This window comes from Telluria sp. RT2P19, from assembly GCF_059685725.1.
In genome coordinates, this window is sequence record NZ_JCASIL010000014.1 from 153,307 (window position 1) to 179,311 (window position 26,005).

General features: G+C 64.2%; 23 protein-coding genes, 1 tRNA gene and 2 pseudogenes. 18 read left to right on the forward strand and 8 right to left on the reverse strand.

Annotation, left to right across the window (positions count from 1 at the left end; translation table 11 throughout):
• Positions 1–4 precede the first annotated feature (4 nt).
• Genes AC56KW_RS17860 through AC56KW_RS17910 form a run of 11 tightly spaced genes read left to right on the forward strand, consistent with a single transcriptional unit; the run spans position 5 to position 9,303 of the window.
• On the forward strand, positions 5–283 hold the full coding sequence (locus AC56KW_RS17860) for a TrbC/VirB2 family protein (protein WP_497172017.1): 279 nt from the start codon (positions 5–7) through the stop codon (positions 281–283).
• Positions 284–622, forward strand: a complete 339-nt coding sequence (locus tag AC56KW_RS17865; RefSeq protein ID WP_497172018.1) for a VirB3 family type IV secretion system protein — start codon at positions 284–286, stop codon at positions 620–622.
• A 1-nt stretch (position 623) separates the two neighbouring features.
• Positions 624–3,011, forward strand: a complete 2,388-nt coding sequence (locus AC56KW_RS17870; RefSeq protein ID WP_497172019.1) for a VirB4 family type IV secretion/conjugal transfer ATPase — start codon at positions 624–626, stop codon at positions 3,009–3,011.
• The gene (locus AC56KW_RS17875) at positions 3,008–3,718 is read left to right on the forward strand and encodes a type IV secretion system protein (RefSeq protein WP_497172020.1); all 711 of its coding nucleotides are present in this window, start codon (positions 3,008–3,010) and stop codon (positions 3,716–3,718) included. Before AC56KW_RS17870 ends, AC56KW_RS17875 begins: the two co-directional genes overlap by 4 nt.
• Before the next feature lie 25 nt (positions 3,719–3,743).
• Positions 3,744–4,823 carry a TrbL/VirB6 family protein gene (locus tag AC56KW_RS17880; RefSeq protein WP_497172021.1) on the forward strand — a complete coding sequence of 360 codons (1,080 nt, stop codon included), beginning with the start codon at positions 3,744–3,746 and terminating at the stop codon, positions 4,821–4,823.
• Between the two features lie 26 nt (positions 4,824–4,849).
• Positions 4,850–4,993 (forward strand): hypothetical protein, encoded by a 144-nt coding sequence (locus tag AC56KW_RS17885; RefSeq protein ID WP_497172022.1) that lies wholly within the window; start codon positions 4,850–4,852, stop codon positions 4,991–4,993.
• A gap of 10 nt (positions 4,994–5,003) precedes the next feature.
• Positions 5,004–5,714: a VirB8 family type IV secretion system protein gene (locus tag AC56KW_RS17890; protein ID WP_497172023.1), complete on the forward strand. Its 711-nt coding sequence runs from the start codon at positions 5,004–5,006 to the stop codon at positions 5,712–5,714.
• Positions 5,711–6,478, forward strand: coding sequence for a TrbG/VirB9 family P-type conjugative transfer protein (locus AC56KW_RS17895; RefSeq protein ID WP_497172024.1), 768 nt, complete (start codon positions 5,711–5,713; stop codon positions 6,476–6,478). The genes AC56KW_RS17890 and AC56KW_RS17895 overlap by 4 nt, the downstream gene beginning before the upstream one ends.
• Positions 6,475–7,605, forward strand: a complete 1,131-nt coding sequence (gene virB10, locus AC56KW_RS17900; RefSeq protein WP_497172025.1) for a type IV secretion system protein VirB10 — start codon at positions 6,475–6,477, stop codon at positions 7,603–7,605. The genes AC56KW_RS17895 and virB10 overlap by 4 nt, the downstream gene beginning before the upstream one ends.
• Positions 7,602–8,636 carry a P-type DNA transfer ATPase VirB11 gene (gene virB11, locus AC56KW_RS17905; RefSeq protein ID WP_497172026.1) on the forward strand — a complete coding sequence of 345 codons (1,035 nt, stop codon included), beginning with the start codon at positions 7,602–7,604 and terminating at the stop codon, positions 8,634–8,636. The genes virB10 and virB11 overlap by 4 nt, the downstream gene beginning before the upstream one ends.
• Positions 8,590–9,303 carry a TraX family protein gene (locus tag AC56KW_RS17910; protein ID WP_497172027.1) on the forward strand — a complete coding sequence of 238 codons (714 nt, stop codon included), beginning with the start codon at positions 8,590–8,592 and terminating at the stop codon, positions 9,301–9,303. The genes virB11 and AC56KW_RS17910 overlap by 47 nt, the downstream gene beginning before the upstream one ends.
• A gap of 308 nt (positions 9,304–9,611) precedes the next feature.
• Here the strand turns inward: AC56KW_RS17910 and AC56KW_RS17915 are convergent, their stop codons facing one another.
• Positions 9,612–10,262, reverse strand: a complete 651-nt coding sequence (locus tag AC56KW_RS17915; RefSeq protein WP_497172028.1) for a hypothetical protein — start codon at positions 10,260–10,262, stop codon at positions 9,612–9,614.
• Positions 10,263–10,704: 442 nt separating this feature from the next.
• Between AC56KW_RS17915 and AC56KW_RS17920 the strand changes: the two genes are divergently transcribed.
• Positions 10,705–11,343 (forward strand): hypothetical protein, encoded by a 639-nt coding sequence (locus AC56KW_RS17920; protein WP_497172029.1) that lies wholly within the window; start codon positions 10,705–10,707, stop codon positions 11,341–11,343.
• A gap of 82 nt (positions 11,344–11,425) precedes the next feature.
• A pseudogene (tssK, locus tag AC56KW_RS17925) lies at positions 11,426–12,258 on the forward strand (type VI secretion system baseplate subunit TssK).
• 533 nt (positions 12,259–12,791) lie between these two features.
• Here tssK and AC56KW_RS17930 read toward each other — a convergent pair.
• From AC56KW_RS17930 to AC56KW_RS17955, 6 genes and pseudogenes are all read right to left on the reverse strand, one after another.
• Entirely contained in the window at positions 12,792–14,876 is a 2,085-nt protein-coding gene (locus tag AC56KW_RS17930; RefSeq protein ID WP_497172030.1) for an ankyrin repeat domain-containing protein, read from the reverse strand.
• A gap of 104 nt (positions 14,877–14,980) precedes the next feature.
• Positions 14,981–15,153: pseudogene (locus AC56KW_RS17935) on the reverse strand (IS256 family transposase); the annotation flags it as partial.
• 126 nt (positions 15,154–15,279) lie between these two features.
• Positions 15,280–15,355 (reverse strand) — tRNA-Lys (locus AC56KW_RS17940).
• Positions 15,356–15,427: 72 nt separating this feature from the next.
• Positions 15,428–17,224, reverse strand: coding sequence for a type IV pilus assembly ATPase TfpB (gene tfpB / locus AC56KW_RS17945; protein WP_497172031.1), 1,797 nt, complete (start codon positions 17,222–17,224; stop codon positions 15,428–15,430).
• 18 nt (positions 17,225–17,242) lie between these two features.
• A complete protein-coding gene (locus tag AC56KW_RS17950) occupies positions 17,243–18,025 on the reverse strand; it encodes a spermine/spermidine synthase domain-containing protein (RefSeq protein WP_497172032.1) in 783 nt (260 codons plus the stop codon).
• A gap of 123 nt (positions 18,026–18,148) precedes the next feature.
• Positions 18,149–18,700: a glycine zipper 2TM domain-containing protein gene (locus AC56KW_RS17955; RefSeq protein WP_497172033.1), complete on the reverse strand. Its 552-nt coding sequence runs from the start codon at positions 18,698–18,700 to the stop codon at positions 18,149–18,151.
• 264 nt (positions 18,701–18,964) lie between these two features.
• Here AC56KW_RS17955 and AC56KW_RS17960 point away from each other — a divergent pair, with 264 nt between their 5' ends.
• The 5 genes from AC56KW_RS17960 to AC56KW_RS17980 all read left to right on the forward strand — a co-directional run bounded on the left by AC56KW_RS17960 (position 18,965) and on the right by AC56KW_RS17980 (position 24,213).
• Complete coding sequence (locus AC56KW_RS17960; RefSeq protein WP_497172034.1) at positions 18,965–19,492, forward strand: barstar family protein; 528 nt, start codon at positions 18,965–18,967, stop codon at positions 19,490–19,492.
• Positions 19,493–19,555: 63 nt separating this feature from the next.
• On the forward strand, positions 19,556–20,197 hold the full coding sequence (gene purN / locus AC56KW_RS17965) for a phosphoribosylglycinamide formyltransferase (RefSeq protein WP_497172035.1): 642 nt from the start codon (positions 19,556–19,558) through the stop codon (positions 20,195–20,197).
• Between the two features lie 13 nt (positions 20,198–20,210).
• Complete coding sequence (locus AC56KW_RS17970; RefSeq protein WP_497172036.1) at positions 20,211–21,542, forward strand: RsmB/NOP family class I SAM-dependent RNA methyltransferase; 1,332 nt, start codon at positions 20,211–20,213, stop codon at positions 21,540–21,542.
• A 9-nt stretch (positions 21,543–21,551) separates the two neighbouring features.
• Positions 21,552–22,907 (forward strand): mechanosensitive ion channel family protein, encoded by a 1,356-nt coding sequence (locus AC56KW_RS17975; RefSeq protein ID WP_497172037.1) that lies wholly within the window; start codon positions 21,552–21,554, stop codon positions 22,905–22,907.
• A 94-nt stretch (positions 22,908–23,001) separates the two neighbouring features.
• Complete coding sequence (locus tag AC56KW_RS17980) at positions 23,002–24,213, forward strand: DesA family fatty acid desaturase (protein WP_497172038.1); 1,212 nt, start codon at positions 23,002–23,004, stop codon at positions 24,211–24,213.
• A 58-nt stretch (positions 24,214–24,271) separates the two neighbouring features.
• On the opposite strand, the gene AC56KW_RS17985 is transcribed toward AC56KW_RS17980, so the two are convergent.
• Positions 24,272–25,849 (reverse strand): DUF418 domain-containing protein, encoded by a 1,578-nt coding sequence (locus tag AC56KW_RS17985; RefSeq protein ID WP_497172039.1) that lies wholly within the window; start codon positions 25,847–25,849, stop codon positions 24,272–24,274.
• Positions 25,850–26,005 lie beyond the last annotated feature (156 nt).

Sequence of the window (26,005 nt, forward strand, 5' to 3'; positions counted from 1 at the left end):
AACCATGAAGTCCGCACTGAAACTGAATAAAACCGCCCTCATGCTGCTTGCCACCGCCAGCGGCCACGCCGCCGCCGGTGGCCTGGAAAAGGGCAGGACCTTGCTGACCACCGTGTCGACCTGGATGACGACGATCGGCGTGACGATCGTGACGATCGCGCTGATGGTCGTGGGCTTTCGCATGGTGTTCCAGGCCGCCGAATGGAAGGACGTGGCGCCGGTGTTCTGGGGCGGCGTGATCATCGGCAGCGCCAGCGCGATCGCGGCCATGTTCATCGGCTGAATGATGGACTACAGCGATATCGTCTTCAAGGGCGCCACCCGGCCGGCCATGATGGCCGGGGTGCCGATCGTGCCCTTCATCCTGGTGGTGGGCATCCACCTGCTGCTGGCCGTGTGGGCCCTGGTGCTGGTCAGTCCCTTCGTCTGCTTCGTGCTGCTGATGGCGGGCGCGCTCAACGTCATGTTCATGCGCTACATCAGCGCCGACGACGCCCAGCGCCTGAACCAGTACATGCTGCGCCTGCGCAGCATCGCCGGCCGCCGCAACAAGCGCTACTGGGGCGCGCACAGCATCTCGCCGTGCGACTACGCCCGGCGCCACCAGGGAAAGGCGGACTGACGTGGAGCGCAGTATCTCATCGAGCCGCGCCCTGGCGGCAAGGGAAGACCTGGCCAGTGCCCACCTGCCGTTCTCGGCCCGGATCACGCCCCAGGTGGTGTCGACCCGCGGCGGCGACTACATGTCGACCTGGTCGATCGCCGGCCTGTCGTTCGAAGGCCTGAGCGACGCCGAGGCGTACGCCAAGATGGAGGCGCTCAACCTGCTGGTACGCTCGCTATCGAACGGCAAGTATGCGTTCTGGGTGCACCGGATCCGGCGCCTGACGAGCGATGCGCTGGAGGTGCCGGATGCCGGGTTCCCGCACGTCCTGCTCAAGAAGTACTACGAGAAGCTGGCTGGCGGCGGCCTGATGTCGACCGAGATCTACCTGACCGTGGTCCACCGGCCCTTGCCCCAGCGCGCCACGGGGGTGCTGGGCAAGATCGGCCGGACGCTGGCCGACCTGGCCCAGGAACAGGGCGCGGTGCTCGACCTGATGGAAAACCTGCACCAGCAGGTATGCCGCACGCTCGAGGCATATGGTCCGGTGCGCCTCGGCGACTACCAGCACGAGGGGCGCGCCTTCAGCCGGCAGCTGGAATTCTATGCCTACCTGGTCAACGGCCACTGGTGCCGCATCCCGGTCAAGGACCTGCCCCTGTACAAATACCTGCCGATGGCGCGCATCCTGTTCGGCAACGAGATCATGGAGACGCGCTCGCGCCAGGGCGCCAGCTTCTCGGCTTTCATCGACATCAAGGACTACGCCGACTTCTCGCAGCCCGGCATTCTCAACACGATGCTCGGCCTGCCGTACGAGTACGTCGAGACGCATTCGTTCTCGCCGATGAACGCGCTGGAAGCGAAGGCGACGCTGACGCTGCAGCGCAACCGCATGATCAGCTCGAACGACAACTCGGTGAGCCAGCTGACCCAGCTGAACGACGCCCTCGATGGTGTCGCCAGCGGCAACTTCACGCTGGGCGAGTACCACTACACCATGCAGGTCAGGGCGGCCACCCCGGACGGCATCAAGGCGGCGCGCTCGGCCGCGATCGAGGCGCTGCAGAGCGCCGGCTTCCTGGCGGTCGCCATCGACCTCGTGATCGACCATGCCTTCTTTGCGCAACTGCCGGGGAACTGGCGTGCGCGGCCCCGTTCGGCACACCTGAGTTCGCGCAATTTCGCCGGACTGTGCTCGATGCACAACTTCACCCTCGGCAAGCGCGGCGGCAATCCCTGGGGCGAGGCGGTGACGATCCTGCGCTCGCCCGCGGCGCAGCCGGTGTACTTCAACTTCCACCACTCGGCGCCCGGGGAGAATTCATTCGGCTATTCGGCGTTGGGCAATTGCCAGATCATCGGCCAGTCGGGCGGCGGCAAGACCGTGCTGGCGCTGTTCCTGATGATGAACCTGTACAAGTACGGCGCCCAGACCGTGTTCTTCGACAAGGACCGCGGCGCCGAGATCGCGATCCGCGCCGCCGGCGGCCAGTACCTTTCGCTCGAGCGCGGCAAGCCGACCGGCTTCAATCCGTTCAAGATGGCGCCGACCGAGCAGAACATGCTGTTCTGGGACGACCTGGTGAAGTTCTGCACCCTGATCCCGAGCGCGCCGCACTCGCCGCGCGAAGAGGCCGAGATCTCGCATGCGGTGCGCTCCGTGGCCTTGTTGCCGGCCGCGCTGCGCGGCGTCGCGGCGGTGATGCAGAACCTGCCCAACGTCGACGCCAACAGCGTGGCCGAACGCCTGCGTAAATGGTGCCAGGACGGCCCGCTGGGCTGGGCGCTGGACTGCGAGGACGACGCGCTCGAATTCGGCGCCGCGCGCACCTATGGCTTCGACTACACCGAGCTGCTCGACGATATGCAGACCTGCCCGGCGATCATGATGTACCTGATGTTCCGGGTCGAATCGCTGATCGACGGCCGCCGCTTCGCGTTCTTCATGGACGAGTACTGGAAGGCGCTGTCGGTGCCGTATTTCGAGGATTTCGCCCGCAACAAGCAAAAGACCATCCGCAAGCAGAACGGGTTCGGCGTCTACATGACGCAAAGCCCGTCCGACACCTTGCGCAGCCCGATCGCGCGCGCCCTGATCGAGCAGACCGCCACCTTCATTTTCCTGCCCAATCCCACGGCCGACCGCGGCGACTATGTCGACGGCTTCAAGCTCAGCGATACCGAGTTCGAGCTGGTCAGGAGCCTGGGCGAGGGCTCGCGCATGTTTCTCATCAAGCAGGGCGCCAGCGTCAGCATCGCCATGCTCGACCTGAAGGGCTTCGGCGACGAACTCAAGATCCTTTCAGGGACCACCGCCAATGTCGCCACCCTCGAGCGCCTGCGGGCGCAGCACGGCGAACATCCCGACCAATGGATTTCTCATTTTCTGAAGGAAGCATCATGATCATACGATTTTCTCCCACCCTGATCGCGGGCCTGGTCGGCATGGCGCTGGCGGGCCCGGCCCTGGCCTTCCAGGCCGACAAGCCGGCCAATGAGGTGCAGGCCGTGCACGACAAGGAAATCTTCCAGCAAAACAAGACCATCCTGCGCCAGTCGACCGAGAACACCACCGCCATCAAGGAGCTGGCGGGCACGGTCCAGGGCGCACTGACGCGCACCCGTCCCGTGGGGCGGCTCGCCAACAGCGCCGCGCTGCGCGCCGTGGTGGCCGACGACGGCGAGACCGACGCGGCCATCGCCGACATCTACAAACGGGTCCAGGAGCTCGGCTGCGCCAAGCCCGACAAGGATGGCGCGGTGCTGCCGGCCGAGTACATGGACGTGTGCAAGAAGATGGAGAAATCGGCTTTCAATATGGTGACCATGCTGCGCGCCAACCTGGGGCGCAGCCGCCAGCGCGCGACGCTGATCGATACGCTGCTGACCGAGCTGGACAACACGGGCCCCGGCAACCTGAAGGACACGGCCGACCTGACCGCCCGCATCCAGGTCGAGACCGCCCTGCTGCAGAACGAAAAGACGATGATCGACGTCGCCATCGCCAACAACGAACAGCAGATGCGCCTGTATAGCCAGCTGATCAGCGCACTGACCGAGAACGGACCCGGCGACCCGGCCGGCAATACCTTCAGCCTGAAGCGCAACTGACCGTAGCCAGGACATCAGGACCACCATGCCGTTTACCGTCTACCAGGACCTCAGCTCCCAGATTCTTTCGTTTGGGGGAAATATCACCGACGTCAGCAGCCGCTTCGTGACGATGGTCACGCCCGTCATCCAGGCCGGGCTGGCCATGCAGATCGTGCTGCATGGCTACCAGATCCTCCGCGGCGAGGGTGGACAGAACCACTTCCTCGACGTGTTCTGGAAGTGCCTGCGGGCCTTCCTCGTGTTCACGCTGGTGCTGGCTGGCGGCATGTACGAGGAAAACGTCCACCAGTTCGTCATCGGCCTGGGCGACGACGTGCTGGTCGGTTTCGGTGGCGACCCGTCACTGAACAAGTACCAGCAGATCGATGCGGCCATGGACGCGGGCTTCGCGGCATTCGACGAAGTGGTCGAGTGGGGCAAGCGACACATCGTCTTCAGCCTGTTCAAGATCGACATCAGCGGCGTCTGGGCAATCCTGGCCGGTGCGCTGATGATCCTCCTGATCCTGATATTGGGCGTGATCGCCTGCGCCGAAATGCTGGTGATCGACTTCGGCCTGTACATCATCTTCGGCGTAGGCCCGCTGTTCGTGGCCTGCTACGCGTTCGAGTCGACCGCGCGGTTCTTCGATACCTGGCTGTCTGGCGTGTTCAAATGGACGTTCACCGCAGTCGTCATCACCATCACGGTGCTGATGTCGGTGCAATTGCTGAGGGCCTTCACCATCCAGCTCTCCGCAGCCGGCAACCTGTCCCAGATCATCACGGTCATCCTGTCCGCCTGCGCCGCCACAGTGGTGCTGATGGTGGTCGTGGGCCGTGCGCAGACCATCGCCGGCGACATAGTGGGGGGCATAGGCCTGAACAGCATGTCCAAGAGAGCGGGTGCTCAGCTCGCCGGGGGCATGTCCGGCATCAAGGGCGCCCTGGTCAGGACGCTGGGCGGCGCGGCGAAGGGTGGGCCGCCCGGCGCCGCCGCGACAGCGGCCAGCCGCGGCGGCGCCAGGGGCGGCGCCAGGGGCGGCGCGATGTCCCGCGGCGCGGCGGCGCAAACCGCCGGCAGCGGGCCCGGAGTGCGCATGATGCAAGCCGCCCGACGCTAGTCTTTATCACCTATCAAGGAAATCCTATGCGAATTCGACCATCTTTTTCGCTCGCCCTGCTGGCCCTGGTGCTGGCGGGATGCGCCAGCAAGGCGCCCGACTTGCTTTACGCCGACGGCAGCAACCGCATTCCGGTACGCGCCGACACGGTTCCACCATCCGGTCAATAACAGGAATACCATGTTTCGAAGAAAAGCAGTGCCCGAGGGCGCAGCCAGGGAAATCTCTGCCCTGAGCTGGGAAGCCGACATCGTGCTCAATGAAAGGCGGTCGCGCCTGGTCGCCTGGCGCGTCGCCAGCGTCGCGCTGGGACTGGTCGTGCTGATGATGATCAGCCTGATGCTGCTGCTGCCGCTCAAGCAGGTCGTGCCGTACGTGGTGACGGTCGACCGCCTCACCGGCGAGAGCAGCATCACCAGTACCGCCAAGGACTTTGTCAGCAGCAGCACACTGAACGACAAGCACTGGATCAAGAGCTTCGTCATCGCGCGCGAACGCTACCAGTTCCAGCTGCTGCAGCACGATTACGACCAGGTCAAGGTGCTGGCCGGCGATGGCCCCTGGAGCGCCTATGCCAAGCTGTACGAAGGAGCGAATTCGCGCGACACGGTGCTGGGCGAATCGACCGAGATCATTCCGACCGTGCTGAGCATCGCCCTGGGCGGCAACGGCACCGCGACCGTGCGCTACGAGCTGCGTACCCGCAGGATGCAGGGCACCGCCGAGCCGGCGCTCACCCGCCATGTTGCCACGCTGCGCTACAGCTACAAGCCGCAGGCGTCACGGCGTGAATTCGAGCTGATCGACAATCCGCTCGGCTTCAGCGTCGACGGCTACCAGACCGACCCCGAGTTCATCGGCGGCGGCGGCGCCAGTGGGGTGGCGCGATGACGCCGCGCGCGATGATGGGCGTGCTGGCGCTGCTGGCCGGTCCCTGCATGGGCGAGACGATGTTCGCGCAGGGCGCGAGCGCCAACCGGGTCGAGCGTGTCGAGTACGCGGACGACAAGGTGATCCAGATCGGCGCGATCAAAGACCAGCCGTTCCTGATCGAATTCGGCGCCGACGAGCAGGTCGAGGATGTGGCGGGCGGCACGATCGCGGGCTGGGAAGTGCACAAGAAGGGCACGCGGGTGTTCGTGCTGGCGCGCGAGGACGCGAAGCTGACGACCTTGCTCGTCACGACCAGCAAGCATTCGTATGTGTTCGACCTGTCGCCGCGGCCGGGCACGCCCGGCAACCTGGCCCAGCGCCGCTCGAAGATCGTGTTCGACTACCCGGCGCCACCGCCGGCGCCGGTGGCGCCGGCGGTGGCGCCGTACCGCAACGAGGCCTATACGATGCAGCTGGTGGCCACCGAGGCCGACATCCGGCCGAGCGAGGTGTATGACGACGGTTTGTTCACCTGGTTCCGCTTCCCGCACAACGTCGAGGTGCCCGCGATCTACAAGAGCGTGCCGGGCACGCGCGACGAAATGCTGGTCAACCGCCACGTGGAAGGCGACTATGTGGTGATGCACGCGACGTCGCCCTTGTGGAACCTGCGCCTGGGCGGCTCGATGATCGGGGTGTTCAACGAGCGCCATGACCGCTACGGCGGCACGCCACGCAACGGCACCACCGTGCCGGGACTGGTGCGGGAGGCCAAGCCATGAGCGAGGTCGACAAGCCGGCGGACAACTTCGATCCGCACCGCTTCAGCGCCGAGCCGCGCCGCCGCCCGAACCGGACCGTGGTGTGGATCGTGATCCTGTTCATCGTGCTGATGGTGCTGATCGGGGCCTCGGTGTTCATCACCAAGGGCTATGTGTCGGATTTCATGGCCGAGCGCGCCGAGCAGCGCAAGGAAGAAAAGGAAATCAAGAAGGTGGACGAGGAGGTCGGCCGCAAGGGCAAGGTGTTCGCCGAGGCGCCGGTCGGCCTGCCGGCCGGCTTCGGCGGCGCCGGTGACGCCGAAGCCGCCGACGCGCTGGCGGGCGCGATTCCCGTGCTGCGCGGCGCTGGCGGGGCGTCGGCCGCCGCCGAACCGGCCGAGCCACCACCACCGCCGCCGCCGCGGCCGTCGCTGATGGCCCCGTCCACACCCGCGGCATCCGCCGGCGACGGCGCGGCGCCGCCGGCCACGGTGGAGCAGCTGGCCGCGGTCCAGGCCAACGGCGCGGCGCTGACCGCGACGGCCCAGGCCAGCGCCGCCAGGCTGGGCGAGCGCTCGATGCTGCTGGCGCGCGGCGCCTTCATCCCCTGCGTGCTCGAGACCCAGCTGGTGTCGAACCTGGGCGGCCAGGCAAGCTGCATCCTGCCCCAGCACGTGTATTCGGACGACGGCAAGGTGGTGCTGATGGAAAAGGGCAGCAGCATCGTCGGCACTTACCAGAGCAGTGTCCGTTCGGGCGATACGCGCATCGCCATCCTGTGGCAGCGCATCAAGACCGCCAACGGCGTGGTGGTCGACGTCGACTCGCCGGCCGCCGACCAGGTGGGCGTGGCCGGCGCGCCGGGCGTGCTCGACAACCACTGGCCGGAACGCATCGGGGCGGCCTTCCTGCTGTCGCTGGTCGAGGACGCGGTGGCCATCGAGATCGCCAAGAGCAGCCGCGGCGGCAACACCGACGGCAATGTCGGCAACAATGCCGTGTCGTCCACCGCCAACCTGTCCGAGAAGGTGCTGGAGTCGACCATCAACATCCCCCCGACGCTGTACAAGAACCGGGGCGACCGCCTGATGGTGTTCGTCAACCGCGACCTGTGGTTCAACCGCGTGTATGCGCTGCGCCGGCAATGAGCACCGTCACCGAACCCCAGGCCATGCTGCGCCACGACGCATCGGTCCAGATCTTCCTGGATCCGCTGGCGCCGTGGCTGGGCGACCCCGATGTGACCGAGATCGCGATCAACCGGCCGGGCACGGTGTGGATCGAAAAGCACTCGCTGTGGAGCGAGCACCCGTGCGAGCCGGCGACCACGCGGCACCTGAAAGCGCTCGGCACGGCGATCGCGACCTATTCGAACCAGAAGTGGGACGCCAGCACGCCGATCCTGTCGGCCTCGATGCCCGACGGTGCGCGGGTGCAGCTGGTGATGCCGCCGGCGGTGGGCGAGAACTGCTATTCGCTCACCTTGCGCAAGCCGGCGATCATCACGCGCCGCATCGACGACTTTTCGGCGGCCGGGCTGTTCTCCCGCATCCGCCCGATGCAGTCGGCGCTGAGCGAGAACGAGGCGCGCCTCCTGGCGCTGCTCGAGGCGCGCGACTACGAGCAGTTCCTGCGGCTGGCGGTGGTGTCGCGCATGAACATCGTGGTGTCGGGCGCGACCGGCTCTGGCAAGACCACCTTCATGAAGGGCCTGGTGCAGGAAATCCCGCGCCAGGAGCGGATCATCACCATCGAGGACGTGCGCGAGCTGTTCCTGCCGCACGAGAACTGCGTGCACCTGTTGTACAGCAAGGGCGGGCAGGGCAAGTCGAACGTGCGGCCCAAGGACTTGCTGGAGAGCTGCCTGCGCATGAAGCCGGACCGCATCCTGCTGGCCGAGCTGCGCGGGGACGAATGCCTGTACTACGTGCGCAACGCGGCGTCGGGCCATCCGGGCAGCATCACCAGCTGCCATGCCGGCACGCCGGCGCTGGCCTTCGAGCAGCTCGCCATCATGATCCAGGATTCGCCGGGCGGCGCCAACCTCGGCTTCGATGTCATCAAGCGCCTCTTGGTGCTGACGATCGACATCGTGGTGCAATTCCAGAACCATCTCGGCGAGCGCTTCATCAGTGAAATCTACTTCGATCCCCTCAGGAAGCTCGAGGCGATGCGCTGACCCGGCGGCGCCGCTCGTCGCCCCCGGCACGCTGGAGGCGCTCAAGTGGCTGGCGCTGGTGGCGATGACGCTCGATCACGCCAGCACGTACCTGTGGCAGCAGGCCGGTCCCGGCCTGCATGCGCTGGGACGCCTGGCGATGCCGCTGTTCGCCTTCGTGCTGGCCTGCCGGCTGGCCCGGCCCGGCGCGCAGGCGCGTGGCGTCCATGCGCGCGTCATGCTGAGGCTTAGCCTTGCCGGCGCCTGCGCGGCGCCGGTGCTGGCGCTGCTCGGCGCGCTCGAACAGGGATGGTGGCCGCTGAACATCATGTTTACGCTGATGGTGGGTACGAGCCTGGCCTGGCTGCTCGAGTCGGCGTGGCGTTGGCGCGGGTGCGCGGCGCTGGTGCTGGCGTTCGGCGCCGGCGCGCTGGTCGAGTACTGGTGGTTCGGCCTGGCGTTCTTCATGGCCGCGTGGTGGTATTGCAGGCGGCCGCAGCGGGGCAGGGTGCTGGTACTGGTGGCGGCCTGCGCCGGCCTGGGCGCCGTCAACGGCAGCCAATGGGCGTTGCTGGCGCTGCCGTTGGTGGGCGGCGCGCGGTGGTATGCGGTGCGGCTCGTGCGGCTGCCGTATGTGTTTTATGTTTATTATCCCTTGCATTTGGCCGTGCTATTGGCCCTGCGCTGACGGCTGGGAGCCGGTCACGATCGTGCGGTGGCATACGCACCTGCCGGTTCACGCAGCGGTATGGACGGGTTGCTGCGCCATAAGTGCGGCACAGTAGGAGAAGAGGGGACTGCCACGGACGAAGGAAGGCATCGCGATCACGCGCAATGCCTTGCTTGATACCGGCTAATTCGTGGCAGGCCGTGCTGGGCTCAAACCACTGATCAGGGATTGACAGTCTGCGCTCCATCGACTGAACCAACGACTTGGAGGGCGCGCATTGTCAGGACGCGTCCGGTGCGTCCCAATTTGCCTTGTAGCTTGCTGACTTATTTCTTGTGCACGCCGGTAGTATCGGCATCGCCATCCTGTGCATTGTCCTGGGCATCGGGAGCGCGCTCGTGCCCAGGCGGCAGCTCGTTCTGTTGGACGGGGGCATATTTGGTTTCGGGGTCGCCCTCGATGTCGCGCTCGATCTCGTCGTCTTCTGCCTTCACTTCGCGCATGGCTTCCGGCTCGAGTTTTTCGGCGTCGGTATTCATGCGGATGAACAAGCCCCAGGTCGCCAGGATCGCGGCGGCGGCAATGCCGACCGATGCGGCGTGCGGCAGGAACTGCGGCTGGCCGTTGACGAATTTGAAGACGCCGATCAGGGCCTCGACCGACAGGGCGACCACGACCACGATCAGGAAGCGCGACAGGAAGCGGCGCACGCGGGTCGGTGCGCTGATATTGGCCGAACGCTGGACTTCTTCTTCCAGCACGGTCTGGCCCAGTTCCAGTGACGCGACGGCGATGGTCAGCAAACCGACGCATTCGAGCAGCACGTCGAAGCGGTCGTGCGCGGGCGTTGGGTTGAACGGATTGAGGGCGTGCCAGGTTTCGATCCCGGCAAGCACGATCAGCCCCATTCCGCAAGTGAAGAACAGGGCGACGATCATCAGGTAACCGAGCAGGAAAATTCTTTCGATGAGTTGCATGTGATGGCCTTAAGAGTTGTAATTACTCTAACACCAAACGTGTTCCGGCCCATGCACGCATGAATGTACGCCGAAGGATGATCGCGCGCATCAGCCATGCCCCAGGCAACCGCACCGTGCGCCTGCAGGCCGATGTCGGAATGTTGGTTTTCCGGTCGGCTTCCATGACAATTCGACCAAGATGGATTCAGCTGGATCCTATTGTCTGTGGTCTCGACCAGAGAGCGACCAGAACCTGGCCTGTCGATGGATCAACGTGTGGAAATCAGCTTCGCACAACGCAACACTTTGCGCTGCTGCGTCGTTTAGCCCAATAGCCCGACGGTGTCACCAGCATCATCCTGGAGATCGTCTCGACGCCGCAGGCGCGGTGGTACGGGTCGATACACTCCCCCAAAGAGCGCATATTCAAGGCACGGCGATACCGGATGGCGTTTTCGCAGTGTTCACGCTTGATCGCCTTGGGGCCGTCAATTTCGTTCCTGTTTCATTGCCGGTATTGGTCGAAGGGTGCGCGGCCGATTTCTTGAGGACTGCTTCAAAACGGGCGTGTATCGATTGCGGCGGCGCGCTGCGCAGATGGATAATGCATCCCTTTTCTCATGCCCTCACGCCCATTGACATGCGCACTTCCCGCCAGAGCCCAACCCCATCGACGCTGCGTCGCTTCCTTCCCGACCTCATACTCCTGCCCACCATCGCCCTCGTACTGAGTGCCATCATGGCGTGGGCGAGCGTCGGCTTCGGCGACGCTTTCCCATCGCGCTGGATGCGCGGTTTCGTGACCAGCCTGGTGCTGCTTCCCGTTATCCTTGCTTGCCTGGGCGTGGTCGAACGTGGCGTTGTCGCTGTTGCAGGCGGCTTGCCGCGCCTGGCGCAGAAATTGTCGGTTGCCATCATGACGGCCGTGTTCATCGAAAGCATCCTTGCGTTCGCGGTTACGCTGAGCACGTGGCCGGATCCCGCCGTATTTGGCGTCCAATGGTGGGTCGCCTTCAGCAGATCCTATCCGGCAGGCCTGGCGATTTCGGCCTTCTTCGTGTTCTACATGAAGCCGAAAATGCAGCGCATGCGCGGCTAGCTGGCCGGCGTGCCGAGCAGGAGGGCGAGCCGCCGGAACTCGATGATCGCGCGGTCCGCATTCCAGCGTGCCGGTTGTCCAGGTGCGCCGCGCGGAGCAGCGTGGATTCGAGATCGTTCCCTCGTTCATTCCACCAAGCGTCATGATCGGCGCCGAACCCGGCCTGCGGCGCATGCTCGATGGTCTGGTCAGCGTCATGACCGCGAAGATCGAAGCGCTCCAGCGCATGCACCGCAAGGCAAACAATGACGTTTACGAAGTCGGGGCAGGTGATATTTCGTCGTGGTGGATGCTCAACATTGTGAGCACCGCGAACGCGCTGCTGATGCACTGCGCCCGGTCTCCGGACTGCATTCCGAAGTCATGTTCCAGCAAATGCTCGCGGCGGCTGGCGGGCTGATGACTTTCTCCGATCGCTACAAGACGGCCGACTTGCCGGCTTATCGGCATGAAGCCTTGGGCGAGGTGTTCGCGCAACTGGATGCCTTGCTGCGCGACCTGGTCGATACGGTCATCGGATCGAAGTATCTTATCATCCCGCTGGTTGCCGACCGCAGCCGGCGCGCGTATTCGCAAGCGGTACCCGACCCGGCAAAAGTAACGAAACAGACACAGCTCTATCTGGCGGTCACCGCCGACATGCCAGGGCTCGAGCTGGTCGCGACGGTGCCGATGCGGCTCAAGGTCGCCGCGCCCGAAAACCTGGAGAGCATCGTCGGCTCGGCCCTGCCGGGCGTGCCCTTGGCGCACATGCCGCAGGTTCCCCCGGCAATCCCGGTGCGGCCCAACACCTATTACTTCTCGATATCCACGAAAAGCCCACTGTACGAGAAGGTGCTGGACGTGGGTGCGTTGGTGGTGTATGCCCCGGACGGAATGCCTGGGCTGAAGATCGAGTTGAGCGCTGTTACCTGAGCAGCACGGTACTTGAAGCGGCCGCCGCCGATCCAGCCCGGCTTGTCGAGCAGGAAGTCGAGCCGTGCGTCGAGCGTCCTGTGAATTTGCCGGTTGATATTGTCGACCGGTCAGCGCCGGGACTTTCCTCCTGGCGCGGTCTTTTTGGCGGCCTAGCCGATGGGAGCCGTGTCGCATACATCGCTGGCGGTAACAAGCCGTCCGGCCAGCGGAACGACTTGCGGTCTAGCCCAGCGGGCACGTACCACTTCCTGACCAGCGGCTCCCAGAGCGCCCCAGTCGAAATGCAATCTCAATAAACTTTCTCGTCGGATGCCGTCTTAACGCGTGCCCGATTCCGAGTTCAGCTCCTGCCAACGGACGATGAGCGACAGTGATCGCCTTTTCTTTAGGCTCTTCACGGATTTCCGGGCAACGCGGCTTTCATTTTTTGGAAGAAGAAGTCGCTGCGCGGGAAGTGGCAACGCAAGCCACCTTCTGGTGCAGCGACAATTCGGTCCCTCGATCGAAACTTGCCGCGGCCGTGAACGCAGTTACCGGCTCGCGCCCTTACGCGCTCCGTACGAGATCAGCCTGCGCGCCGTCTTGCCCATGAAGTCTGCGGGGCAGTTCAGACCCGACCACGGTTCCCTTGTTGTCGCTTCCAGTGCGACGTCGAGCCCTTCCCTGGTCAGCGCGTCGAGCTTGCGCGGCGGCTTTGCCAGCATCAGGTCCAGCACCTCGCCCCTGCAGCGGTCAATAACCGAGATCAGCGCGCTGCGTTCCTGGCCGGGATACCAACGGTAAGGATCCGCGCCCAGTGCCAGCAACAGCGATGCCAGGCTGTCGTCTTCGGGACCATTGCAACTGCTGCCGTCGTACGACCAGGCTGGGCATCGCTTCGCGTCGACGTTGAAGTCGTAACTCTTGGCCTTGAGCTTTTCGAGGAATACCTTGCGCCAGTGGTCGCGGTCCGCAAGCGCGTCAGTGTCGGATTCCAGCGAGTGATTCTTGTCGCAGTGATCGACGATCGTCGACATCAGCGCGCCTGGGTCATCATAGCCGGCGCGATGCATAACCGCCCCGTTGTCGAGCAGCCAGCTGGCGAATTCGAGGTTGCAGATGGCGGCCGCCCGCTTCATGCTGCGGTACCCCTGTTCGCCCCTGATCGACTGCTCCACGCTCGGGTAGCGCTGGACCAGGCCGGCGGCGATCGCTAGGTACTGCTGCCGCACCGCCAAGGTGGCTGGATACGAACCAGCTTGCGCTATCTCGGAGAGTAGGTCATCTGCCTGCTCGGGCTTGATCCCGTAGGCGAGCAGGCGCGCCAGCACCTTCGGATGGCGCACCGAGCGTTCCAGGTACTCGCCCGCCAGCTCCGAGAGTGGGTCCAGCTTTTTGGTCGACAGGAGGAACTCGAGGAGCTCGGGTTGGCTGCCGGACTCATAGGCGTCGAACGAATCGCTGAACGGAGTGGTGACGATTGTTTCGTGCACCGCCGTCCGCTTGAATGGCTCGGCTCCCGCCTTCACCAGCATTTCAACGACCTGCAGGTCCGCCGGCTTCGCGTTGACCGCGCGGTTCAGCACCTCGTCTTGGTCGTAGCGCCCGGCGTGCTTGTTGACCGCGCCGTTTCCGGCCACGTCGGCGCCGCGCTTGATTAGTGTCTTGACGATGCGCGCGTCCTGCACCTTGCCGAGGAATGCCATATCCAGCGGCGTCTGATCGCGGCTGCTCCTGGCGTTGACGTCGGTGCCCGGCGCCGCCAGCAGCTTGTCCACCTGCGCGGCGTCACCGTCACGCACCGCCCGGTGCAATGGCGATAAGCTGGCCTCGTACTCGCGCTCGTAGCGGGCTTCGCGCGCCTTTTCCGCTTCGCCGGTAAACACGCGTGCATAGGCGGGTGAAGAGCCGAGCGAGCAGGCGATCATCCGTTCTCCAAGCCGGACCTCATCCGGGTCATCGCTTTTCTTGAGGTGCTGGCCGACCTCGTACTGGGCCTGGTAGCTGTGGCGCAGCGCCGCGAATTCACCCATGGCGGTGGGTCCATTTCCCGACAGGCCGTTGGTGATGCCCGACGCCATTATCATGTCGCCTACGAAGGCATACAGCGCGCCAAGCCTGCGCTCGTGCATCCATTCCATCAGCTGGATCATCCGGAACTCCACTACAAGGTCCGGCTGGCGCCGCTGGCTCATCAGGAAGAACAGGTTGGCGCGCGCGATCCAGTTGCCGGCACGCGCAGCCTGGTTCAGCCCGTGTAGCAGCGCATCGTCGTCGCGGCTGTCCGGCAGCCCGTCGATATAGCGTTCCACCGCGTCCATCATTGGTACCGGGCCGACTTCGGCCGGCGTCTTGCAGGTGAAGGCCTTCAGATCATGGCCGGCGGCCATGTCCTTCATGACTATATCGAAGACGGCAGTGCTGCGTTCGCGGACCTGCTCCCGTGTCAGGCCGTCCGGCGCCGGGCCCAGCCAGACCAGAAAGTCCGGGTTGTCCAGTCCGCCCTGCAGCACCGGCGTTGCATGCTGGGGCGGTGCGGCCGCCGCCGCCCATTCTGCGGTGCAGGCCATGCAACTGGCACAGGCGAGGACGATGGCAAACATTTTTTTGGTTATGGCTTGTTGCATGCGCAGCATTATTGCCCTCCTGGCGGTTGATCGGCGGATCGGTCGAGCCTATCGGATTACTGCAAAGCAGTGTTGCTGGGTGGCAAAGGTTTTGGAGGTCATGGGGCGACGCCTAGCATGCGCTCGGCCAGCATCTTCTTGAGTTGTCCGGCCAGGCCGGACTCGCCAAGGATCGACTCGGCGTCCTTGTTCTCAACCTGGGCAAGCAACTAGTCGATCAGTTCGACTGGGACCGGGTATGCTGCTTTCTGTTTTTGGGCTTCTTGGTGGTCATCACTTCGGTCATGGAACAGTCCTTTCGGCATTATTTCATGACCCCGTTCCACACAGAAAATCTGACAGGCTCGACTGCTGCGGAAAACAAAAAAGGCGTCACGATCACTCGTAACGCCTTCATTGCTACAACTAATTCTGGTAGGCCGTGCGTGGCTCGAACACGCGACCAACGGATTAAAAGTCCGCTGCTCTACCAACTGAGCTAACGACCCGAAAGAGGCAGCATTATAGCCGGCGATTTCAGATTTCGCTAGGGCTGTCCGAAAATTCCAACACGAACCCGTTCACGACAGCGCCGACGTCACCTTCAATACCTCATCCGCCGTCGTCACGCCCTCGACCACCTTCATCGCCCCGGCAATGCGCAGCGGCTTCATTCCATCCTTCACGCTCTGCTCGCGCAAGGCGCGCATCTCGCCCGACTCACGGATCAGCCGCCCGAACCCTTCGCTCACCGTGAGCAATTCGTAGATTCCGGTGCGCCCCCGGTACCCCGTCTGCCGGCATTCCGCGCAGCCCACCGGCCGATACACGACCTCCGGTTTGCCGATCTTCCACGCCCCGCCAATGCTGTCCCACACCTCGTCGCTCAATTCGCCACCCGGCGCCTTGCAGGCGGGGCAGAGCGTACGCACGAGCCGCTGCGCCATCACGCCGATCAGGGTCGCCTCGAGCAGATAATCGGGCACCCCCAATTCCAGCAAGCGCACCACGGCGGACGGCGCATCGTTGGTATGCAGGGTCGAAAACACCACATGCCCGGTCAACGCCGCCTGGATCGCCATCTCGGCCGTTTCCAGGTCGCGGATCTCGCCCACCATGATGATGTCCGGGTCCTGCCGCATCAGCGAGCGCACGCCATCGGCGAACGATAGGTCGATCCCCGGCTGCACCTGCATCTGGTTGAATGCCGGCTCGACCATCTCGATCGGATCCTCGACCGTGCACACATTCACTTCGCTGGTCGCCAGCGCCTTCAGGGTCGTGTACAGCGTGGTCGTCTTGCCCGACCCGGTCGGCCCGGTCACGAGAATGATGCCGTGCGGCCGGCGCGTCAGGCCATCCCAGCGCTGCGCATCGTCGTGCGGGAATCCCAGTTGCGGCAGGGTTTTGACCACCACTTCCGGATCGAAGATGCGCATCACCAGTTTTTCGCCGAACGCGGTCGGCATCGTCGACAGGCGCAGTTCGACTTCCTGGCCGCCCGCGGTGCGCGTCTTGATGCGGCCATCCTGCGGCCGGCGCTTTTCGATCACGTCCATCCGCCCCAGCAGCTTGATGCGCGCGGTCATTGCGATCATCACTACCGCCGGCACCTGGTACACCTGATGCAGCACGCCATCGATCCGGAAACGCACGGTCGCCGATTCGCGCTTGGGTTCCAGATGAATATCCGAGGCGCGCTGTTCGAAGGCATAGCCCCACAGCCAGTCGACGATATTGACGATGTGCTGGTCGTTGGCGTCGAACTGCCTGTTCGATTTCCCCAGTTCGACCAGCTGCTCGAAATTATTACGCATCGCGACGTCTTGCCCGCTGCTGCGGTTGGCGTCGCGGATCGACTTGGCCAGGGCGAAGAACTGCGAAATATACTGGGCGATGTCGAGGGGATTGGCCAGCACCAGTTCGATGCGTCGGCGCGAGACCTTGGCGATCTCGGCTTCCCAGTCATTCAGCGCCGGATCGGCCGTCGCCACCACCAGGGTCGTGGGCGTCATCTCGACCGGCAGGATATTGAAGCGCGCCGCATAGCTGGCCGACATCACGTCGGCCACCTTCGTGAAATCGATCTTGAGCGGATCGATGCGAATGAAAGGCAGGCCGACCTTGGCCGCGCACCATTCGGTCAGCACATCGAGCGTCAGCAGCCGGTGCGGCGGCTGGCTGGAGATCAGTTTGCATTGCGCCACCGCCGTCAGCGGATGCACGATGCCGGGCGCGTTCTTGAGTATGCCCTGGGCCTGGGCGAAATCGGCTTTGACCTTATCCTTGGTGACGATCCCGTCGGCCAGCAGCCACGAGAATATCGATTGCAGGTCGAGCTTGCGCAGGCTGGCTGGCTTGTGCGGGATGGCGTTCACGGTGGCCCTGATAAATGGTCAATCGACGGCGAACAATCCCTTGACCCAGGATTTCGCAGGCAGCCTGGTCTGCGCCACGATCTGGGCGGCGCGCGCGTTCAGGGCGGCCTGGTCGAGGGTCGGGCGCGTCTTGAAGCACAGCGCCACGACATTCCCCTCGTGCACCTCGGGCAGGCAGATCACGTGGGCGAAGGCGAACTTCATCGCCTTCAGGTTCTTGGAAAAACTCGGGTGGTCGCCGAACAGGTTGACGGTCATGATGCCGTCGGGCGCGAGGCAATCGGCGCAGGCGCGGTAGAACTCGGGCGTGTCGAGCACCGGGCCGCGCGCGGTGGCGTCGTACAGGTCGCACTGCAGGACGTCATAGGTCTCGTGGTTGGCCGGGTCCTCGACGAAGTCGAGCGCGTCCATCTCGAGCACGCGCAGGCGCTCGTCCTCCGGCGGCAGCTTGAACATCGAATTGCAGATCGCGATCACCGACGCGTTGAGTTCGACGGCGGTCACGCTCGCCTCAGGGAACTGGCGATAGCAGAACTTGGTCAAGGTGGCCGTACCCAGGCCCAGTTGGGCGATGGCGTGCGGCGACTCGATGAACAGCATCCAGGCCATCATCTGCTGCGCATATTCCAGCTCGGGCCAGTCGGGCTTGCGGATACGCATGGCGCCCTGGACCCATTCGGTGCCGAAGTGGAGGTAACGCACCCCGTCCTGTTCCGACAGCGTGACGGGTGCGAATTTGGGTTTGCGCGCGGGGCGGCGCGAGGATTCGACTTGTTCGATGGATTTGCGTTTGATGAGCATAAAAGAGCCTGATGGAATCGCCCTATTATCGGGGGATGGGTTCTTCCAGCGCAAGCTCGGGCCGAAATGCAACAACGCGGCCTCGGTGGGCCGCGTTGCGCAATGTCAAACTTGGTGAAACGATCAGTACTGGCTATACGCCTGGCCCTGGCCCTGGGCGTTATAGCTGTCCAGCGGCTCGACCGAGACGCGCAGGCGGACGCGGTTGCCCGGATCGCGGCTCATCAGCGACGTATAGTTCTGGCCGCGGTATTCATAGGTCACGTTGTAGCCGGCGGTGCGCGATTCGATCGCTTCCACGGTGCGGCATTGCTGCACGGCTTGCTCTTGCACCGAGCTGCCTTGTGGACGGCCGTTGTTCTGCACACGGTCACCTACCATGGCGCCGGCGATCGCGCCTGCCGCCGAGGCGGCGACCTTGCCGTTGCCGCTGCCGACCTGGCTACCCAGCAGGGCACCGGCGATACCGCCGATGATCGTGCCGCCGGCGCCGCGTTCCTGTTGCACCGGCACTTGCACATATTCGGTACGGCATTCCTGGCGCGGGGTGCGCACCTGCTCGACGCGCGGTTCGACCCGCACCACACGGCCGAAGTCTTCGAAATCGGCAGCCTGAGCCAACGGCAGGGTGGCGATGCCGAGGGCCGAGATGATCAGTTTGGCTTGCAAGTTCATGGTAGTACCTCGTTCAAGGGGGCGACGTTCGGCGATGATTCGTTACAGCCCTCATGGTACGCCTATTCCAAAAAAACCATCGGATCCGCCTGGCAACAAAATGTAACAGCGAATAAAGTGCGGAACAACTCGCTTCAGAATGAAGACGAGCCGTGAAGCGGTGTTTTCATGTCACATCGACGCCTACCGATTCTTACAAATAGGCATCTGAAACTCACATTTGGGTTGCTTCCAATACCACAAAACGTTACCCTTACACAAATCATGGACTTATTTGCGTATAGCAACGACAGCGAGGTAAGAAGTAGCAGCGCTACCCAGCGCCGCGAGGGGTGGCGCCATGGCGCGTTATTGACAGGGCAACTTGAGGAAAAAATGAGTTTGTTGATGAGAGTGGCGCCAAATCTTGTTCAAGCGATCCGCGCGTTTCGCGTTGGCGATTTGCAACAGGAGGCCGGTCGACTCGGTCATCATTTTTTATACGCCCACTGCGCCAATACGCTCACCAAGCAGCAGGTCTGCGCCCGTATCGGCGAGAACTTCTACTTTCCCAAACCGTGCAGCAAGAATTTCGACGCGCTGCGCACCTGCCTGACCGAGACCATCCACGAAGCCGGCCCGCAGCCAGGCTTCATCGTCGTGCTCGAGCAATTGCCGAGCGCGCAGAAATTCGACAAGGAAGCGCGCGAAAACCTGCTCGACGTGTTTCGCGACGCAGCCGAATTCTGGGCCGAGAAAAAGGTGCCGTTCCGCGTGTTTTACTCGTTCGCGACGGTCCCGCCGACCGCCTGACGTCCCGGATAGCCCCCTCGGAGGGCTGCGGCTGGCAGCCGGTGTTACGGTACAATGCCGGCTATGAAAAACATCGTGATCCTCATTTCCGGCCGCGGAAGCAATATGGAAGCGGTCGTGCGCGCGGCCCAGGCCGAAGGTTGGCCTGCTCGTATCGCAGCGGTGATCAGTAACAAGCCCGATGCCGGCGGCCTGGCGTTTGCCCAGTCGCGTGGCATCCCGACCGCCGTGGTGTCGAACAAGGAGTTCGCCACCCGCGCCGAATTCGACGCAAAACTGCAGGAAGTCATCGACACCTTCCAGCCCGACCTGGTCGTGCTGGCAGGCTTCATGCGTATCCTGACCGCGCCCTTCGTCGAGCACTATGCCGGCCGGATGCTCAATATCCACCCGTCGCTGCTGCCCCTGTTCCCGGGGCTGCACACGCACCGGCAGGCGCTCGACGCCGGCATGACCGAACACGGCGCGACCGTGCACTTCGTCACCGCCGAGCTCGACCATGGCCCGTCGGTGCTGCAGGCCACCATCCCGGTCTTGCCGGGCGATACGCCAGACCTGCTTGCCGCGCGCTTGCTGGCCGAGGAACACAAGATCTACCCACGCGCCGTACGCCTGTTCGTCGAAGACCGCCTGGTCGTCGAGGATGGCGCGGTGCGCATCGTCGAGCCCAAGCAGCAAGCCCTGGCCGACACCATCAGTATTTAATTCAAGGATTTACATGAGATTGCCTCCAGCGATCGTCGCCAAGACCGAAGAAGTCTTGCGCGACATTCTCCGCTTTACGTCGCCGGCCGACGTCACCCTGTCGCGCTTCTTCAAGGACAACCCGCGCTTCGGCGGCCGCGAGCGCGGCGTCATCGCCGAAGCCGTGTACGCCGTGCTGCGCAATAAATCGTTCTTCACCGACTTCGCCGGCCATGGCAACACCCCATCGATGCGCAAGCTGGCCCTGCTGGGCCTGGCCGAGACGGTCGGCATCGAGAGCATCGGCGGCCTGAGCGAGGACGAGACCGATTTCCTCACCCGCATCAAGGAAGTCGACCGCAACCTGCTGCCGGGCCCGATCCGTGCGAACCTGCCGCAATGGCTGTTCGACAAGCTGGTGGCCCAGTTCGGCGAGCAGGAAGCGCTGGAACTGGCCGCCGTACTGAACACCCCGGCGCCGCTGGACCTGCGCGTCAATTCGATCAAGGCCGAACGCGACGCCGTGATCGCGCAACTGGCCGAAGCCCCGATCGTGGCCGAGCCGATGCCGTTCGCGCCGCTGGGCCTGCGTGTGCAAAAGAAACCGGCGCTGCAAAACCTGCCGCTGTTCAAGGAAGGCGCGATCGAGGTGCAGGACGAGGGCAGCCAGGTGCTGGCCCAGATCGTCGGCGCGCGCCGCGGCGAGATGGTGGTCGACTTCTGCGCCGGCGCCGGCGGCAAGACGCTGGCCCTGGGTGCGCTGATGCGCAACACCGGTCGCCTGTACGCGTTCGACGTCTCGGAAAAACGCCTGACCAAGCTGAAGCCGCGCATGGCGCGCAGCGGCCTGTCGAACGTGCATCCGGTGGTGATCGCGCACGAGCGCGACGCCAAGGTCAAGCGCCTGGCCGGCAAGATCGACCGCGTGCTGGTCGACGCGCCGTGCTCGGGCCTGGGCACCCTGCGCCGCAATCCGGACGTCAAGTGGCGCCAGCAGCCGAGCGCCGTCGCCGAAATGCAAGAGAAGCAGGCCTCGATCCTGGATGCGGCCTCGCGCCTGGTCAAGAATGGCGGCCGCCTGGTGTACGCCACCTGCAGCCTGCTCAATGAAGAGAACGACTTTATCGTCGAAGGCTTCCTGGCCAATCACGCCGACTTCGAGCTGGTGCCGATGAGCCAGGTGCTGGCCGAGCAAAAGATCCCGCTCGAGATGGATAACTACCTCAAGCTGCTGCCGCACAAGCACCAGACCGACGGCTTCTTCGCCGCCGTCCTGCAGCGCAAGGCGCTGGCCAAGCCGGCCAAGGTTGCGGCTGAGGATGCTGGCAACGCTGACGAGGCTGGCGACGCCGCTGCCGCCAGCTAAGGAGTGCCGATGCCGCTGTCGGACCTGTTCAATGTCCTGCTGGACGACGCCCGCCGTCCCGCCATCGCCTGGCAGATCGTCGCCCTCGTCGTGTGCGTGGCGGCCGGATGGGGCCTGGCGCGGCTGATCCACCGCTCACTGCTGAAAGACCGTGCCCGGACGGGTGGCCTGATCAGCGTCGGACTGGGCAGTTTCGCACGCGTGCTGGGCCCGCTGCTGACCGTCGGGCTGCTGGCGCTGGCCAAGACGGTGCTGGCGCAGTACCAGGGCGTGTCGCTGCTGCGCGTGGCGCTGCCGCTGTTCATGTCGCTGGCCGTCATCCGCACCTTCTTCTACCTGCTGCGGCGCGCCTTCGCCCGCCGCGGCCAGGTGGGGGCTGCGCTGCAGACCTTCGAGAAGGTGTTTGCCTTCGCGGTCTGGATCATCGTCGCCATGCACCTTACCGGCATCTTGCCGGACGTGGTCAAGGCGCTCGAACAGACGGTCTTGCCAATCGGCAAAAACAAGGTGTCCATTGCCGACCTGCTGCAAGGTGCGGTCTCGATCGTGGTCCTCATGATCCTGGCGCTGTGGGCCGGCGCCGCGCTCGAGGAACGCCTGATGGGCTTCGAGCGCATGCACAGTTCGCTCAGGGTGGCGCTGGCGCGCGTCGGCCGCGCGGCGCTGATCCTGGTCGCTGTGCTGTTCAGCCTGTCGCTGGCCGGGCTCGACCTGACGGTCCTGTCGGTATTCGGCGGCGCGCTGGGCGTCGGCCTCGGTCTCGGCATGCAGCGCATCGCCAGTAACTACGTATCCGGCTTCATCATCCTGTTCGAGCGCAGCCTGTCGATCGGCGATCCGATCACCCTGGATAAATATTCCGGCAAGGTGGCGCGCATCAATACCCGCTATACCGTCTTGCGCAGTTCCGACGGCACGCAGACCCTGCTGCCGAACGAGATGCTGATCACCGGCGTGGTGCTGAACCAGTCGTCCACCAACCGCAATGTGCGGGCGGTGACCAGGCTGGTCGTGTCCTACGACAGCGACCTGTCGCAGGTGATTCCGTTGCTCGAAGAACAACCGAAGGGCGTGGCGCGCGTGCTCGAGACGCCGGCGCCGAATGTCCTGCTCAATGCCTTCGCGGCCGACGGCTACGAACTCGAAGTCGGCTTCTGGCTGGGTGACCCGGAGAACGGGCAGGGCGGTCCGATCTCGGACGTCAACCGCAAGATCTATGCACTTGTGCAATCGGGCGCGATCAAACTCGGGCACCCTTCGATGGATACGCGGTTGCTGGACGCCCATATTGCCAGGGCGGTGGCACGCACGCCACAAGAAGAAGGTCGGGACAACACCGGGACTGGCGCAAATTTGAGCAAGTAAAACTGCCGTGCGGCAGTAGAACCACGTAAAATGCCCGGGTTATAGATGTGCGGTCACAGTGGTTGCATATCGGACAAGCCCCTTTGGAGACTGAATGAATTTCTTTAACGACGCCTTGCACGCCGTGCTGTCGTTCCTGTCCACCGGCCTGCTCGACTTCTCGGCCTGGCAAGTCGTGATCTACACGCTGGTGGTCACCCATATCACGATCGCCGCCGTGACGATCTACCTGCACCGCCACCAGGCGCACCGGGCGCTCGACCTGCACCCGATCCCGAGCCATTTCTTCCGCTTCTGGCTGTGGCTGACCACGGGACAGGTCACCAAGGAGTGGGCGTCGATCCACCGCAAGCACCACGCCAAGTGCGATACCGAAGAAGATCCGCATAGCCCGCAAACGCGCGGCATCCGCAAGGTGCTGTTCGAAGGCGCCGAGCTGTACCGCGCCGAAAGCAAGGTCAAGGAAACCATGGAGAAATACGGCCATGGCACGCCGGACGACTGGATCGAGCGTCATGTGTACACCGGCCGCAGCATGCTGGGCGTGGCCTCGCTGCTGGTGATCAACGTCGCGCTGTTCGGCGTGATCGGCCTGACCGTGTGGGCGATCCAGATGATGTGGATCCCGATCACGGCCGCCGGCATCATCAATGGCCTGGGCCACTGGTGGGGCTACCGCAACTACGATTGCAACGATGCGGCGACCAATATCTTCCCTTGGGGCATCCTGATTGGCGGTGAAGAGCTGCACAACAACCACCATACCTATGCCACGTCGGCCAAGCTGTCGAGCAAGTGGTACGAGTTCGACCTGGGCTGGGGCTATATCCGCATGCTGGAAATGGTCGGCCTGGCAAAAGTGAAGAAAGTGGCGCCAAAGCCGAAGCTGGACAAGGACAAGGCGCAGGCCGATTTCGACACGCTGCAGTCCGTGATCGCCAACCGCTACGACGTGATGGCCAAGTATGCCAAGTCGGTACGCCACGCGTTCAGTGAAGAATTCGAGCACCTGAAGCACAAGGCCGAGCTGGAATCGCGCTTCCTGAAGAGCTCGCGCAAGCTGATGCAGCGCGAGCCGGCCAAGCTGGAATCGTCGCAGAAGCAGCAGCTGGTCGAGCTGTTCCAGCACAGCAAGGCGCTGGAGACCATGCACACCATGCGGGTCGAACTGGGCGCCATCTGGGAACGTTCGCACTCGACCCGGGACCAGCTGCTGCACCAGCTGCAGGATTGGTGCAACCGCGCGGAAGCATCCAAGATCAAGGCGCTGCAAGAGTTTTCGGCACGTCTGCGTACCTATGCCTGACCAGCTTCGCTGATGCATGACACAACGGCTTCTTCGGAAAGCCGTTGTTGTTTCCGGGTCAGGCGGCCCGCCGCATTGCCGGCCACGTCAGGTAAGTCAGCGCCCGCCACACCCATTCGAGCGGACCGTACTGGAAACGCGCCAGCCACCAGTGACTCAAGCCGATCTGCAGCGCGCACAGCACCAGCGCAATGCCGACCTGCCCGATCCTGCCCATTCCCCACAGCCCCAGCCCGTGGGCATAGAACAGCAGCGACAACACCAGCGACTGCATCAGGTAATTGCTCAGCGCCATGCGCCCGAACGGGGCCAGGATGCGCACCCGGGCCAGGCTGCCGCCGCTGTACAGCGCCAGCAGCACCGCCGCGACATAGCCGAGCGAGGCCGGCAAGCTCCCCATCGTCATCAAGGCGTAGGCAAGGTCATACCCTTGGTCATCGGCGCCCGCCGGCCGCCCCGTGCTGATCAGGCTGCCGAGCAGCCCAAGCCCGGCCCCAAGGGCTATCCCTCCCGCCGCCAGGCGCCGGAACAGGGGCAGGTGCGCGCCAGCATTGGCGATCACACCCGAGCGCACGAACCAGACGCCAACCAGGAAGACGCTCACGCCGACCACCACGAAGCCGGTCTCGTCACGCATCCGTGCTTCCAGGTGACCGAGCCGCATCCGGAACGCTTCCGCATAGGTGCCGTTGGTAAGTACCTGCTTCTCTTGCATGCTGCGCGCCGTGCGCTCACGGTAATGCGACGCGGTGGTGGGCCCTGCTCCGGTGTCAGCCCCGGGCGCGCTGGCAATGCCCGACACCGCCCCCCATTGCGGCGCGAAGTAACGCATGCCGCCGTCGAGCGCGGTCAAGCCATAGGTCAGCATGAAGATCGCCATCCCGGCGCGCAGCGGCCGCGCGACCTGCGGCTGGGCGAAGGCCCAGGCCAGCATTCCCAGCAGCACGAGCGAGGCGCCGATTGCCAGCAGCGCCCCCATGTCGCCCTGGCCGCCGATGCGGTTCAGGACTGCCGCCAGCAGCATCAGGCTGCCCGGCGCGATCGCCACCAGGGGAAACAGCGCGCGCTGTCGGGCGCGCAGGTACAGGCCTACCAACGCTGCAAACAGGATGGGCGTCACCAGCCAGGAGGCGAAGCCGAAGCCCGGCACCTGGGCCAGGATCAGGCACGCGGCCAGCGCGCCGATCATCCAGCGTCCCCGGGCGAACAGCATCAGCATCAGCGCCAGGGCGCCGACCGCATAGCTGATCAGGATGTCGCCGCCCCACAGCAGCAGGTAGTGCAGCAGGCCGAACAGGCCGAGCACGGCGACCCGGCGGCCGTAAGCCGGCAGGAAATGGCGCCCGGCCGTGCGCGCCCGTTCCAGCATCAGGGCGAACCCCATGCCGAACAGCAGGGAAAAGATGGTCCAGAACTTGCCGCTGACGAAATAGGCGACGATAAAGGCCACCAGCCAGTCCAGGCCGTGCAGCCCGGCCGGGATGCCGTTGCCCGATTCGGCCACGGGCCGGTTGAAGAATTCGACGTTGGCGACGCAGATCCCGACCAGCGCGAAGCCACGCAAGACGTCGAGGGCGTCGAGACGGTGTTGGGACAGGACGGGAGCAAAAGCGGAAGAAGGGGAGACGCTGGTCATCCCGCGATGGTAGCGCGGATGTATCGGAGGAAAACAAAAAGGCGATGTACACGTTAAATATGGATGAGCGTTGAACTGTTGAGCTGCCCGGCGGTCCAACCCCTATCGTCGTCCATAGGAGTGAATCGTGAAGGCGCCCCGGTTCGCAAAGCTGGT